Below are 12,706 nucleotides of genomic sequence, written 5' to 3' on the forward strand. Positions count from 1 at the left end.
CCGGCAGCGCCAAAGCAGCGTCGCCCGCCCCCCTCACGCGTCGCTGCGGCGTCGGGCGCGGGGTGTGGGCGCAGGGGGTGACGGGGGTGCCGGCGGTGTCGGGCGGGAATCGCTCGGCTCCGGTTCGGCCGGGGAGCGCAGGGCCACGGCCGAGGAGAGCAGGAGGAGGCCGCCGAGCATCACGAACGGCGCGGCCACGCCCGCGAGGCCGGCGACGAGGCCCGCGGTGGCGGGGGCGGCGACCTGGCCGAGGCGGTTACCGGTCAGCCGCAGGGCCAGGGCCGTGGAGCGGGCGCCCTCGGGCGCGGCCTGCACCACCGTCGTCATGGACAGCGGCTGGCCGACCCCGAGGCAGAAGCCGAGCACGGCCAGCACCACGGCCAGCGCCCACACCGGCAGCGGCAGCGCGATGCCCGCGCAGAGCGCCGCGGCCAGCAGACAGGTCACGGTGAGCAGCGCGGTCCGGCCGAGCAGCCGCAGCAGCGGGGTGAGCACCAGCCGGCAGGCGATGGTGGCCGCCGCCCGCAGGCTCAGCAGCAGGCCGATCACGGACGGGGCGATGCCCCGGTGCTCGCCCACGACCGGCAGGTAGGCGGTGAGGATGTCGGTGGCGGACAGCACCGAGAGGCTGATCAGGATGCCCGCCGGCACGCCCCGCGAGCGCAGGATGCCCCGCACGGGGACCCGGTCGCCCGCCCCCTTGCGCGCGGTGGGCGCCGTACGGCGGTGCTCTATGCGCCACAGCGAGGTGAACGCGACCGCGCCGCCCGCGCCCGCGACGAGCAGGGCGAGCGCGCTGCTCGCCGCCATGTCGTGGCCGCCGATCAGCCCGCCGGCCGCGATCGGGCCGACGAGCTGGCCGAGGGAGGCGCCGATGGTGAAGTGGCCGAAGTTGCGGTCCTGTTCGTGCGGTGCGGACTGGCGGGCCACCAACGACTGCGCGCCGATGACGAAGGCGAGGTGGCCGAGGCCCATGACCCCGCTCCAGACCGCCATGGCCCACAGGGAGTCCGCGACGCCGCTGAGCGCGCAGCCGCCGGAGATCAGTACGACGCCGGCCGGCAGCAGGGGCGCGCACCGGCCGTGGTCGGTACGGCGGCCCAGCGGGACGGCGGCGAACAGCGGGAGCAGGGCGTACACGCCCGCGATGACGCCGATCGCCCGCTCGTCCGCGCCCAGCGCGAGGGCCCGGTAGGAGACGGCGGGCCGGGCCATGGACACCGCCCCCTGCGCGAAGCTGAAGGCGATGACGAGGCGGAGCAGCCAGCCGCGGTTCCCACCGGGCCTCATGATCGTTTACCTCCGGAGGAGTCGAGGGCGACGGACGACGGCCTGGCCGGCAGGCCGTCAGATGATGCCGAACAGGATGCCCGCGCCGAGGATGACCAGGCAGGTGAGGGCGGCCCACTTCACGACGAACCGGGTGTGGTCGCCGAACTCGACCTTCGCCATGCCGACCAGCACGTACACGGCCGGGACGAGCGGGCTGGACATGTGCAGCGGCTGGCCGACGAGGGAGGCGCGGGCCATCTCCAGCGGGGAGACGCCGTGCGCGGCGCCGGCCTCGGCGAGGACGGGCAGGACGCCGAAGTAGAAGCCGTCGTTCGACATGAAGTAGGTGAGCGGGAGGCTCAGCACGCCGGTGACGAGCGCCATGTGGGGGCCCATGCCCTCGGGGACGACGTCGACCATCCACTTGGCCATGGCGTCGACCATGCCGGTGCCCTGCAGGACGCCGGTGAAGACGGCGGCGGCGAAGACCATGCCGGAGACGTTGAGGACGTTGTCGGCGTGGGCGGCGATACGGGCCTTCTGGTCGGCGATGCGCGGGAAGTTCACGGTGAGCGCGAGGGCGGCGCCGAGCAGGAACAGCACCGGGATCGGCAGCCACTCCATGATCATGGCGGTGAGCAGGGTGACCGTGAGCAGCGCGTTGAACCAGTACAGCCCGGGGCGCAGGGTGGCGCGGTGCGGGTCGAGGCCCTGGAAGTCGTCGTCGCCCTCGTCGGAGGCGCCGTAGCCGGTACCCGTGCCGGAGTCGGTACCCGTGCCGGAGCCGCCGGCCGGCGCGGCCTTGCCCTCGGCGCCCTCGGCGCCCGCCGCGCCGCCCGCGCCCACCAGCACCGTCTCCTTCTCCTCGGTCTCCCCGGCCTCCCCGGCCTCCTCGACCAGCGCCTCGTCCAGCGTCAGCACGCCGAGCCGCTTGCGCTCGCGCAGACCGAGGACGTAGGAGAGGGCGATCACGAAGAGCAGGCCGACGGCGAGCGCCGGGATCATCGGCACGAAGATGTCGCTGGCGTCCAGCTTGAGCGCGGTGGCCGCGCGGGCGGTGGGGCCGCCCCACGGCAGCGTGTTCATCACGCCGTTGGCCATGGCCGCGACGCCGGTCAGGATGACCAGGCTCATCTTCAGGCGCTTGTAGAGCGGATACAGCGCGGAGACCGTGATCATGAAGGTGGTCGAGCCGTCGCCGTCCAGCGACACGATCGCGGCGAGCAGGGCCGTACCGACGACGATGCGCATCGGGTCGGCCTTGCAGAACTTCAGGATGCCTTTGACGATCGGGTCGAAGAGGCCGACGTCGATCATCACCCCGAAGTAGACGATCGCGAACATCAGCATCGCCGCGGTGGGGGCGAGGCCGGTGACGCCGTCGATGACGTAGTCGCCCAGGTGGGCGCCCTTGCCGACGAACACACAGAAGAGTGCGGGGATCAGCACGAGCGCCGCGATCGGCGACATCTTCTTCATCATGATCAGGACCAGGAAGGTCGCGATCATGGCGAAGCCGAGAATGGTCAGCATGAGTGGATACCTAACGTTCGCCCTTGAACTCCCACCTGGGCCGGCGGTGCGTTGACGTTAGGTCCCGCTCAGCGGCGTTAACAAGACGTTGACATGCGAGCAATAAGCGCAAAACTGCTGGTCACAGCTTTGCTCAGGTCAGCGCCCGGACGGGTTCAGGCCATCGGCGCGGCTGTCGGCGCGGTCGTCGGCGCGGTCACCGGCTCCAGCTCGACGGGCACGCCGTTGAGGACCGCGTTGCCCGACAGCGGGTCGAGCAGGGAGCCGTCGAGGAGCTGGTTGACGTTGACGCCGGGGTCGGCGGCGGCGTGGCGCAGCCGGGTGCCGGGGCGGTCGTGGCCCCAGCCGTGCGGCAGGCTGACCACGCCCCGGCGCACCTCGTCGGTGACCTCCGCCCGCGCGGTCACCGCTCCCCCGGCGCCCTTGATCCGCACGGCTGCCCCGTCGCGCACGCCGAGCCGTTCGGCGTCGTCGGGGTGGATGTGCAGGGTGCAGCGGTTGGTGCCGCCGGTCAGGGCGGGGATGTTGTGCATCCAGGAGTTGTTGGACCGCAGATGGCGGCGGCCGACCAGGACCAGCCCGGCGGGGCGTTCGGCCATGGCCTGCTCGAGCCGGGGCAGGTCGGCGGCGATCGGGCCGGGCAGCAGCTCCACCTTGCCGGTACGGGTCTTCAGCGGCTGCGGCAGGCGGGGGCGCAGCGGGCCGAGGTCGATGCCGTGCGGGTGGGCGAGCAGCTTCCGCAGGCTCAGCCCGTCCTCGCGGGCGCCGAAGCCGTCGCCGTAGGGACCGAGGCGCAGCATCAGGTCGAGCCGCCGCTCGGGGCCGTTCTCGCCGGTGAGCTGTGCGGCCAGCTCGCGCGGGTCGCGGCCGTGGACGGGAGAGTGCGGGTCCTCGACCGCCTTGCCGAGGGTCTGGTCGACGACCATGGCGTCGACGGCCGACGGGTCGGCGCCCTGCATGCCGCTCACCGCCAGGACCAGCCGGGCCAGGATCTCCGTCTCCGCCATCCGGCCGGGCTCCAGCGGCACGGCGGGGCGGGTGTAGCGGACCTGGTTGCGGATGGCGAGGGTGTTGAAGGCGAAGTCGTGGTGCGGGCTCTGCGCGGGCGGGGGCGGCGGCAGGACGACGTCGGCGTGGCGGGAGGTCTCGTTGAGGTAGGGGTCGACGCTGACCATGAAGTCGAGCGAGGCGAGGGCCTTGTCGAGGCGGTCGCCGTCGGGTGCGGAGAGCACGGGGTTGGCGGCGACGGCGACGAGGGCGCGGATCGGGGAGCCGTCCTCGGTGGCGGTGTCGATCTCCTCGGCGAGGGCGGAGATCGGCAACTCACCCTTGGCCTCGGGGTGTTTGCTCACGCGGGAGTGCCAGCGGCCGAGCGCGAAGCCCTTGCCGGGGCCGGCCGGGCGGGGCGTCTTGTCGGTGGCGGCCTGCGGGAAGAGGGCGCCGCCGGGGCGGTCCAGGTTGCCGGTGAGGATGGTGAGGACGTCGACGAGCCAGCTGGCGAGCGTGCCGTGCGGGACGGTGCAGCTGCCGATGCGGCCGTAGACGGCGGCGGTGGGGGCGGCGGCCAGCTCGCGGGCGAGGACGCGCGGCACGCCGGCCTCGACGTCGCAGGCTTCGGCGACGGCTTCGGGGGTGAAGTGGCGCAGCGCGTCGCGGAGTTCGTCGAGGCCGTGCAGGTGGGGGGCGAGGTCGCCGACGTCGACGAGGTCTTCCTCGAACAGGACGTGGGCGGTGGCCGCGAGGAGCAGCGCGTCGGTGCCGGGCCGGACGGCGATGTGCCGGTCGGCGAGCCGGGCGGTGCGGGTGCGGCGCGGGTCGATGACGGTGAGGGTGCCGCCGCGCGCCTTGAGGGCCTTGAGGCGGCCGGGGAAGTCGGGGGCGGTGCACAGGCTGCCGTTGGACTCGAGCGGGTTGGCGCCGATCAGCAGCAGGTGGTCCGTGTGGTCGAGGTCGGGTACGGGGATGGCGTTCGCGTCGCCGTAGAGCAGTCCGCTGGAGACGTGCTTGGGCATCTGGTCGACCGTGGAGGCGGTGAACAGGCTGCGGGTGCCGAGCGCGCCGATCAGGACGGGCGGGTAGAGGGCGCCGGCCATGGTGTGCACGTTGGGGTTGCCGAGGACGACGCCCACGGCGTGCGGGCCGTACCGTTCGGCGACGGGCCGGATGCCCGCGGCGACCGCGTCGAAGGCCTCCTCCCAGGTCGCCTCGCGCAGTTCGCCGCCGCGGCGCACGAGCGGGGCGCGCAGCCGGTCGGGGTCGGCGTCGACGGCGCCGAAGGAGGCGCCCTTGGGGCAGATGAAGCCCCGGCTGAAGACGTCGTCGCGGTCACCGCGGGCGCCGGTGACCGTGGTGCCCTCGATGGTGAGGGTCAGCCCGCAGGTGGCCTCGCACAGGGGGCAGATACGCAGAGCGGTGCGGGACACGGGTCCTCCCGGGGTCTGGCGGCTACGGCGGCGCGCACGTGCGGTGAGCATACCGACCGGTAGGCATGGAGGGGAGGGTTCTGGCGCGGTCGCCCGGCGAGGGCGTCAGTCGAGGACCCGCCGCAGATAGCAGCGCAGCATCTCCCGCATCTCGGCGATGATGCGCTCGTCGCCCTGCGGGTTGACCCGGAAGGCCAGCTGGACGAGGGTGTCCGCGGTCTCCACGGCAATGAGGAAGGTCCGGCGCAGGTCCTCGTCGGTGCCGCCGCGTCCGAGGAAGCCGGCGAGCAGGCCGGTGAGCCGGTCGGCGACCCGGTGGTTGGGCTCGCCCTGCCGGGCGCCGACGGGGATCTGGTTGCCGAAGTCGACGAGGGAGAAGCCGGGCGCGGTGCGCTTCATGGCCAGGTACTCGTCGAGCACGGCGTCCATCGCGGCGCGCCAGTCCCCGGGCCGGGCGTCCCTCAGCCGCCCGGTGACCCGCTCGGCGTACCGGTCCAGGTTGCGCTGCGCGAGGGCGTCCGCCATCTGCCGTTTGTTGCCGAAGAAGCGGTAGACCGAGCCGATCGGGACACCGGCGCGCTGGGCGACGGCCCGGGTGCTGAGCGCGTCGTAGCCGACCTCGTCGAGGAGGTCGGCGCAGGCGTCGAGGATCCTGGTGAGCCGTTCGGCACTGCGGCGCTGAACAGGCGCGCGGCGGAGCGTGGTCGCATGGGGCACGGGCTTCATGATGCCTCTCCGTGGCGGTCCGGTGAACCTCACCCCCAGTACGTCCCCGGCCCCCTCCCGCACTCACCGGCCCCGCACCGCCACCCGCCGCGGCCGGCCTCAATCCCCGGCACCGTCACTGGTGGCGGCGTCACGGCCACCGCCACCGCTTCCGGTGGCACCCCCACCGGGAGCCGCCCCGCGCGACACCTCCGCCTCCGACACGGTGATGTCCGCCGTGGCCTCGACCGGTTCGCCGTCCACCGACCAGACGGTGCCGTCGTCGGCGTGCAGCCGGGCGGTGACGTGGTGGGTGCCGCGCGGCACGAGCCGGCCGGGCAGCCGGTACTCGGGGGTGCGCAGCTCGGTGACGAAGCGGCCGTCGACGTGGAGCCGTACGGTGCCGCGCCCGGCCACCGCCTTCTGCGGCGCCCCGGCGGGCGAGAGGCGGAAGCCGCGCAAGGACAGCCGGACCCGCCAGCCGTCCCCCTCCCGGTCGGGCTGCACCTCGATGCCCACCTCGGGGGCGTACTCCTCGTCCACCTGCCGGTAGGGGCGACCGTCCTCGTCCCGGTCCTCCAGCACCCGGCCCACGGGGGCGGGCGTCCCGCCGTCCGTGCGTTCCTCCGCCCGACCGGTGCCGCAGCCCACGGATCCGGCCACCACGAGGACACAGACCGCGAGCGCGGCGGGTAATCCACGCGTCCACGACATGCGGGCGAGCGTAGAACACGGGTGCGAGTCCACGGATCCGCCTGGAGTCGGGTTCGGGTCGTCCTCAGGTAGTCCGCCGAGAGGAGGTCACGCGGACCTCTTGCGCACCTCTTGCGCCGGAGCAAACGCAATCCTACGGTGAGGCATAGGAATCAGCGGGCAGTACATCACCGGGCACAGGGAGCATGGATCATGAGCGTTGGGGGCACCGCTCGCGCGAGCGAGTCCGAGCGTGAGGGACGGCGCAAGACCGCCGAAGGGCTGGCCTATCTCTCCGGGTTCGGCAACGAGCACAGCTCCGAGGCGATCCCGGGCGCCCTGCCCGAGGGCCGCAACTCGCCGCAGCGCGCCCCGCTGGGGCTGTACGCGGAACAGCTGAGCGGTACGGCGTTCACCGAGCCCCGGGCGCACAACCGCCGCTCGTGGCTGTACCGGATCCGCCCGTCGGCCGCACACCCGGCGTTCACCCGCACCGGCAACGGCGCGCTCCGCACGGCCCCGTTCAACCAGACGGTCCCGGACCCCAACCGCCTGCGCTGGAACCCGCTGCCGGACCCGGACCCCGGGACGGACTTCCTGGCCGGTCTGTGGACCCTCGGCGGCAACGGCGACGCGACCCAGCGCACCGGCATGGCCGTGCACCTGTACCACGCCGACGCCTCCATGGACCGGGTCTTCAGCGACGCCGACGGCGAGCTGCTGATCGTCCCCGAGCGCGGCGGTCTCCTGCTGCGCACCGAGTTCGGGCTGCTCCACGCGGAACCCGGCCATGTGGCGCTGATCCCGCGCGGGGTCCGCTTCCGCGTCGAGCTGCTGGACGAGACCGCACGCGGCTACGTCTGCGAGAACTACGGCGCCCCGTTCCGTCTGCCCGACCTCGGCCCGATCGGCGCCAACGGGCTCGCGAACCCCCGTGACTTCCGGGCGCCGGTCGCCGCGTACGAGGACGTCGAGGGCCCGGTGGAGGTGGTCAACAAGTTCTGCGGCAACCTCTGGACGGCCACCTACGACCACTCCCCGCTGGACGTGGTCGCCTGGCACGGCAACTACGTGCCGTACGTCTACGACCTGCGCCGCTTCAACGTGATCGGCACCATCTCCTACGACCACCCGGACCCGTCGATCTTCACGGTGCTGACCTCGCCCACGGACACCCCGGGCCTGGCCGGCGTCGACTTCGTCGTGTTCGCGCCGCGCTGGCTGGTCGGCGAGGACACCTTCCGCCCGCCGTACTTCCACCGCAACGTGATGAGCGAGTACATGGGCCTGATCGAGGGCGCCTACGACGCCAAGGCCGAGGGCTTCGTGCCGGGCGGCGGCTCGCTGCACAACATGATGTCGGCGCACGGCCCGGACCGGGAGACCTTCGACAGGGCGAGCGCGGCCGAGCTGCGGCCGCAGAAGCTCGACGACGGGCTGGCGTTCATGTTCGAGACCCGCTGGCCGGTGACGCTCACCCCGCACGCCGCCCGCGCCGAGCACCTCCAGCAGGCGTACGACGACGTCTGGCAGGGCCTGGAGCGGCACTTTCGCGCACCGTGACCCGGGCGCACCGGTTGCACTGACGAATCCGCACCAGGTACGGATGGCCCCGTGACCTCCTTCGCCCCCGACTCCATCGTCCTGAACCGCAAGCTGCCGCTCTGGTACCAGGTGTCGCAGTCGCTGCGCGCCTCGATACTCGGCCGCTCGCCCCGGGACCCGCTGCGGCTGCCCACGGAGGAACAGCTCGCCGGGCACTACGGCGTGAGCGTGCTGACCATGCGGCAGGCGCTGAAGGAGCTGGAGGACGAGGGGCTCATCACCCGCCATCGCCGGCGCGGCACGTTCATCGAGCCCAGCGCCCGCCGGGGTTCACCGGTGCGGCTGCTGGGGTCGGTGGACGCGATCGTGGCCCAGCAGTCCGGTATGACGACGCGGCTGCTGGAGCACGGGCGCGCCCCCGTGCCCGCCGAGGTCGCCGACCACTTCCCGGACCTCTCGGAGGCGGCCACGTACCACCGGCTGCGCAGCGACGCGGAGACCGGCGAGCCGACCAACCACGCCCGCAACTGGGTCCGCCCCGAGCTGGCCGACCGGATCGACCTGGACGACCTGGTGCGCTGGCCGATGACCAAGGTGCTGCGGGACGTGGTGGGCGCCGGCATCAGCCGTATCACGGACACCGTGGAGGCCCGCCTCGCCGACCCGGAGACGGCCCGGCTCCTGGAGGTGCCGCTGCTCAGCCCGATCCTCCACTACACGGGCGTCACCTACGACGACGACGGCCGGGTCCTCGACGTCGCCGTCATCCACTACCGCGGCGACCGCTTCTCCTTCACGGTCACACTCGACGCCACCTGACCCCGTGGCACCCGTCGTACGATGCCGGGCGTGACGTACGAGGACGCTCCGCTGCTGGCCGACCTCATGCCGTGGTCCGTCGCACCCCCGCGGATCGGCCGGGCGTGGCCGGCGGCTCCCGACCCCGGCTCGCTCAGGGCCCGCTGGGACGCCTTCGTGAAGGCCGACGGCGCCGGCCGGGAAGCGCTGCTGGAGCCGACCCGCGCCCGCACCCTGCGCACCGCGGTCGGCCGGCTGCCCGGCCAGTCCGCCGGCACCGAACGCCTGCTGCGCGCCTCGGGCCCCTGCCCGGAGCCGGTCCGTGTCCTGCGCGCCCCCTTCGACGAGCAGTGGCTGATCCCGGACCACCGGCTCATCGACGCCGCCCGCCCGGAGCTGTGGCGGGTGGCCGACGCGCACCAGGTGTTCGCCGTGGAGAACCCCGACGACCCGGCCCTCCCGCTGCTGGCGACGTCGTTCCTCCCGCTGCCGCGCTCCGGCCGCGTCCGCCCTCTCCACCGCCGCCCCGGCGGCACCGAACCCAACCTGGCCCCCGGCCTCCTGGAGCACCTGGCCGCCCTCCTGGGAGCGCCGGTCGAGCCGCGGGACGTCCTCGCCTGGGCGCTGGCGACGGCTGGAGCCGGTCTCGCCGTCCCGCTCACCCGGGATCCCGAGGAGTGGGCGGAGGGCCTGGCGCTGGGCCACCGGCTGCTGTGGCTGCTGCGCCGCGACGGCGAGCGCCCCCGGCTCCCGGGCGGGCGCCGCCCGTACGTCCGCGCCCCGCTGCCCGCCCGCCCCCGCACCCTCGTCTACGACCGCGAGGAGGAAGCCCTCTTTCTCGACGAGGGCCGCATCTCACCGGTGCCGCCCGAGGCCTGGGACTTCGAGACGGGCGGGGTCCGGGTGCTGGAGCAGTGGTTCACCGCCCGCACCGCCGAGGCGGCGCCCGGCACCCTGGCGGCGATCCGCCCGGCGGCCTGGCCGCAGACCTGGACGTCCGAACTCCTGGAGCTGATCACCGTCCTCGCCCTGCTGGCGGAACTGCGCCCGCTGCGCGCACGCCTGACGGTGCGTCACCCCGTCACGGCGACGGACCTGCGCACGGCGGGCGTGCTCCCGGCCCCGGACACGGCCCGCCGGCCGGCCTCGGTCCTGACCGAACCCGAGGAGGGACCCGAGGGGCAACTGGCCCTGATTTAGGGGGCGTCCGCCGCGTTCCCGCCCGCCCGGCGCAGGTCGGGGTCGAAGGCGTCCAGCACACGTTCGAGTGCCCGCTGGAACACCGCCTCCAGATCGACCGGCCCGCTCGCCTCCCGGAAGGCCGCGGCCAGGCGCGGGTAGGCACCGCCGGCCACCTGGCTGCCGAGGTAGGCCATGCGGACCGCGTTCTCCTCCTCCGCCGACCACGGCATGGACCGGGCGCGCTCGACGGTGGCGATCTCGTTCGCGGCGTACGTCGTGACGACGCCGTTGACGAGGGCGACCAGCTCCATCTTGGTGCCGTAGGGGACGTCCAGCGGCTCCAGGCAGGCCAGGCAGTGCTCCAGGTAGCGCAGGGTGTGGGGGCTGAAGCCGTACACACCCGGCATCAGGCGCGGCACCCAGGTGTGCCGGCGCATGATGGCGCGCGTCTCCCGCGCGTTGCGGAGCATGTCGGCCCGCCAGTCGCCCGAGGGCTCGCGGATCTCGTGCTCGGCGCCGACGGCGTCCACCATCAGCTCGTACAGGTCCTCCTTGCGGGGGACGTAGTTGTACAGCGACATCGTGCCGCAGCCCAGCTCGGCGGCGACCCGCCGCATCGACACCGCGTCCAGCCCTTCCGCGTCGGCGATGCGGACGGCCGCGGCCGCGATGTCGGAACGGGTGTACGCGGGCCTCGGCCCACGCCCCGTCCGTTCGGGGCGCGCCCAGATCACATGGGGTTCGGCCGCTCGGCCCGCCATCGGTCATCACCTCGCCCACCATCGTAGTTACGTACACCGTACGTAGTGCGCTATGGTCGGGTCATGACTACTACGTACGCTGTACTTAGTGAAGGACTGGAAAAGCGTTTCGGCGAGGTGCGCGCCCTGCGCGGGCTGGATCTCGCGGTCGCCCGGGGCACGGTCTGCGGGCTGCTCGGCCCGAACGGCGCGGGCAAGACCACCGCCGTCCGGCTGCTGACCACGCTGCTGCGCCCGGACGCGGGCTCGGCGCGGATCGCGGGGCACGACCTGGTCCGCGAGGCGGCGGAGGTCCGCCGCCGAATCGGCGTCACCGGGCAGTACGCGTCGGTCGACGGCGACCTCACGGGGCGTCAGAACCTGCGGCTGTTCGCCCGGCTGCACCGGGTGCGCGGACCGGCGCGGGCCGCCGACGAGCTGCTGGAGCGCTTCGGGCTCACCGAGGCCGCGGACCGGCCCGCCTCGGCCTACTCGGGCGGGATGCGCCGCCGGCTGGACCTGGCGGCGAGCCTGGTCCGCCGCCCGGAGGTGCTGTTCCTCGACGAGCCGACCACCGGCCTCGACCCGGTGTCCCGCAGCGGCGTGTGGGAGGCGGTGCGCGCGCTGCGGGCGGACGGCACGACGGTGGTGCTGACCACCCAGTACCTGGAGGAGGCCGACCGGCTCGCCGACGACATCGCCCTGGTGGACCACGGCCGGGTCGCGCACACCGGCTCCCCGGCCGAACTGAAGGCACTCGTCGGGACACACGTGGAGGTGGTCGTCGCGGACGCCGGCGCGATGGTGCGGGCGGCGGGTGTCCTCGACCGGCTCACCGGCGGACGCCCCGTCTTCGACCACGACCGGGCCGCCGTCGGCGCGGTCACCCGCGACACCACGCTCACCCTGCCCCGCCTGGTGCGCGAACTCGACGCGGCGGGCGTGCCGCTGCTCGACGCGAGCCTCAGGCCACCGACCCTCGACGACGTCTTCCTGCGCCTCACCGAGAAGGAGCCCGCCGCATGAGCACGCTCGCCCACGACGGCACCGCCCTGCTCGCCCGCCAGCTCCAGCGGGCCCGCAACAACCCGGGGCTGCTGATCCTCACCCAGACCATGCCGGTCACCATGCTGCTGTTCTTCGGCTACGTCTTCGGCAGCGCGCTCGCCATGCCCGGCGCCGCGTACCGCTCCTTCCTGGTGCCGGGGCTGCTGGTGGCGACGGCCGCGGGCGGGGTGATGACCGGGATGTTCCAGGCCGCCCAGGACACCCACCGGGGCGTGACCGACCGGCTGCGCACCCTGCCGGTCAGCCGGGCCGCGGTGCCGCTGGGCCAGGCCGTCGCGGACCTGGTCGTCACGGCGGCGGGCACGGTGCCGTTCCTGCTGGTGGGGCTGGCGATGGGCTGGCGCGTCGAGGGATCGGCGGCCGGGGCGGCGGGGGCCGTCGCCCTGCTGCTGCTGTTCCGGTTCGCCTGCGTCTGGGCGGGCATCTTCCTCGGTCTGCTCACCCGCGACGAGGAGGCGGCCGGCCAGCTCGGTGCGGTCACCTTCGTGCTGCCGCTGCTGTCCAACGCCTACATCCCCACCGAGGGCCTGCCCGCCTGGCTGCGCGCCCTCGCCGAGTGGAACCCGATCAGCGCGGTCACCACGGCCGTACGGCACCTCTTCGGCAACGCCCCGGTGCCGCAGGGGGCGGCCTGGCCGGTGGCGCATCCGGTCGCGGGCTCGCTGGCCTGGTGCGCGGTGCTGATCGCCGTGTTCGCCCCGGCCGCCGTGCGCCGGTTCTCGGCCGGGAACCGGTAACCGCTGCTGA

11 protein-coding genes are annotated in these 12,706 nt (G+C 73.8%); 5 read left to right on the forward strand and 6 right to left on the reverse strand.

Going from position 1 to position 12,706, the window contains the following annotated elements; genetic code table 11:
• Positions 1–33 precede the first annotated feature (33 nt).
• From G7Z13_RS06965 to G7Z13_RS06985, 5 genes are all read right to left on the reverse strand, one after another.
• Entirely contained in the window at positions 34–1,290 is a 1,257-nt protein-coding gene (locus G7Z13_RS06965) for an MFS transporter (RefSeq protein WP_165997061.1), read from the reverse strand.
• 57 nt (positions 1,291–1,347) lie between these two features.
• Complete coding sequence (locus G7Z13_RS06970) at positions 1,348–2,805, reverse strand: citrate:proton symporter (protein ID WP_165997063.1); 1,458 nt, start codon at positions 2,803–2,805, stop codon at positions 1,348–1,350.
• Between the two features lie 155 nt (positions 2,806–2,960).
• Positions 2,961–5,228: a molybdopterin oxidoreductase family protein gene (locus G7Z13_RS06975; protein WP_165997064.1), complete on the reverse strand. Its 2,268-nt coding sequence runs from the start codon at positions 5,226–5,228 to the stop codon at positions 2,961–2,963.
• A gap of 105 nt (positions 5,229–5,333) precedes the next feature.
• Positions 5,334–5,954 (reverse strand): TetR/AcrR family transcriptional regulator, encoded by a 621-nt coding sequence (locus G7Z13_RS06980; RefSeq protein WP_165997066.1) that lies wholly within the window; start codon positions 5,952–5,954, stop codon positions 5,334–5,336.
• 99 nt (positions 5,955–6,053) lie between these two features.
• Entirely contained in the window at positions 6,054–6,647 is a 594-nt protein-coding gene (locus G7Z13_RS06985; protein ID WP_165997067.1) for a hypothetical protein, read from the reverse strand.
• A 192-nt stretch (positions 6,648–6,839) separates the two neighbouring features.
• Between G7Z13_RS06985 and hmgA the strand changes: the two genes are divergently transcribed.
• From hmgA to G7Z13_RS07000, 3 genes are read left to right on the forward strand one after another with little or no spacing between them, the layout of a single operon-like run.
• Positions 6,840–8,189: a homogentisate 1,2-dioxygenase gene (gene hmgA / locus G7Z13_RS06990; protein ID WP_165997069.1), complete on the forward strand. Its 1,350-nt coding sequence runs from the start codon at positions 6,840–6,842 to the stop codon at positions 8,187–8,189.
• A gap of 51 nt (positions 8,190–8,240) precedes the next feature.
• The gene (locus tag G7Z13_RS06995; protein WP_165997071.1) at positions 8,241–8,990 is read left to right on the forward strand and encodes a GntR family transcriptional regulator; all 750 of its coding nucleotides are present in this window, start codon (positions 8,241–8,243) and stop codon (positions 8,988–8,990) included.
• Between the two features lie 21 nt (positions 8,991–9,011).
• Positions 9,012–10,169, forward strand: a complete 1,158-nt coding sequence (locus G7Z13_RS07000; RefSeq protein ID WP_206313015.1) for a type ISP restriction/modification enzyme — start codon at positions 9,012–9,014, stop codon at positions 10,167–10,169.
• Here G7Z13_RS07000 and G7Z13_RS07005 read toward each other — a convergent pair.
• Positions 10,166–10,912: a TetR/AcrR family transcriptional regulator C-terminal domain-containing protein gene (locus G7Z13_RS07005; RefSeq protein ID WP_165997074.1), complete on the reverse strand. Its 747-nt coding sequence runs from the start codon at positions 10,910–10,912 to the stop codon at positions 10,166–10,168. The two genes, G7Z13_RS07000 and G7Z13_RS07005, sit on opposite strands and share 4 nt — an antisense overlap.
• 63 nt (positions 10,913–10,975) lie before the next feature.
• Between G7Z13_RS07005 and G7Z13_RS07010 the strand changes: the two genes are divergently transcribed.
• The gene (locus G7Z13_RS07010; protein ID WP_165997075.1) at positions 10,976–11,917 is read left to right on the forward strand and encodes an ATP-binding cassette domain-containing protein; all 942 of its coding nucleotides are present in this window, start codon (positions 10,976–10,978) and stop codon (positions 11,915–11,917) included.
• Complete coding sequence (locus G7Z13_RS07015; protein ID WP_165997078.1) at positions 11,914–12,696, forward strand: ABC transporter permease; 783 nt, start codon at positions 11,914–11,916, stop codon at positions 12,694–12,696. The genes G7Z13_RS07010 and G7Z13_RS07015 overlap by 4 nt, the downstream gene beginning before the upstream one ends.
• The last annotated feature ends 10 nt before the right edge of the window (positions 12,697–12,706 follow it).

It is taken from the genome of Streptomyces sp. JB150, assembly GCF_011193355.1.
GTDB lineage: Bacteria > Actinomycetota > Actinomycetes > Streptomycetales > Streptomycetaceae > Streptomyces.

Coding starts and splice junctions, on each gene's coding strand:
- G7Z13_RS07010 (WP_165997075.1), top strand. CDS start 10,976: ATGACTACTACGTACGCTGTACTTAGTGAAGGACTGGAAAAGCGTTTC.
- G7Z13_RS06970 (WP_165997063.1), bottom strand. CDS start 2,805: ATGCTGACCATTCTCGGCTTCGCCATGATCGCGACCTTCCTGGTCCTG.
- G7Z13_RS06985 (WP_165997067.1), bottom strand. CDS start 6,647: ATGTCGTGGACGCGTGGATTACCCGCCGCGCTCGCGGTCTGTGTCCTC.
- G7Z13_RS07015 (WP_165997078.1), top strand. CDS start 11,914: ATGAGCACGCTCGCCCACGACGGCACCGCCCTGCTCGCCCGCCAGCTC.
- hmgA (WP_165997069.1), top strand. CDS start 6,840: ATGAGCGTTGGGGGCACCGCTCGCGCGAGCGAGTCCGAGCGTGAGGGA.
- G7Z13_RS06965 (WP_165997061.1), bottom strand. CDS start 1,290: ATGAGGCCCGGTGGGAACCGCGGCTGGCTGCTCCGCCTCGTCATCGCC.
- G7Z13_RS07000 (WP_206313015.1), top strand. CDS start 9,012: ATGCCGGGCGTGACGTACGAGGACGCTCCGCTGCTGGCCGACCTCATG.
- G7Z13_RS06980 (WP_165997066.1), bottom strand. CDS start 5,954: ATGAAGCCCGTGCCCCATGCGACCACGCTCCGCCGCGCGCCTGTTCAG.
- G7Z13_RS07005 (WP_165997074.1), bottom strand. CDS start 10,912: ATGGCGGGCCGAGCGGCCGAACCCCATGTGATCTGGGCGCGCCCCGAA.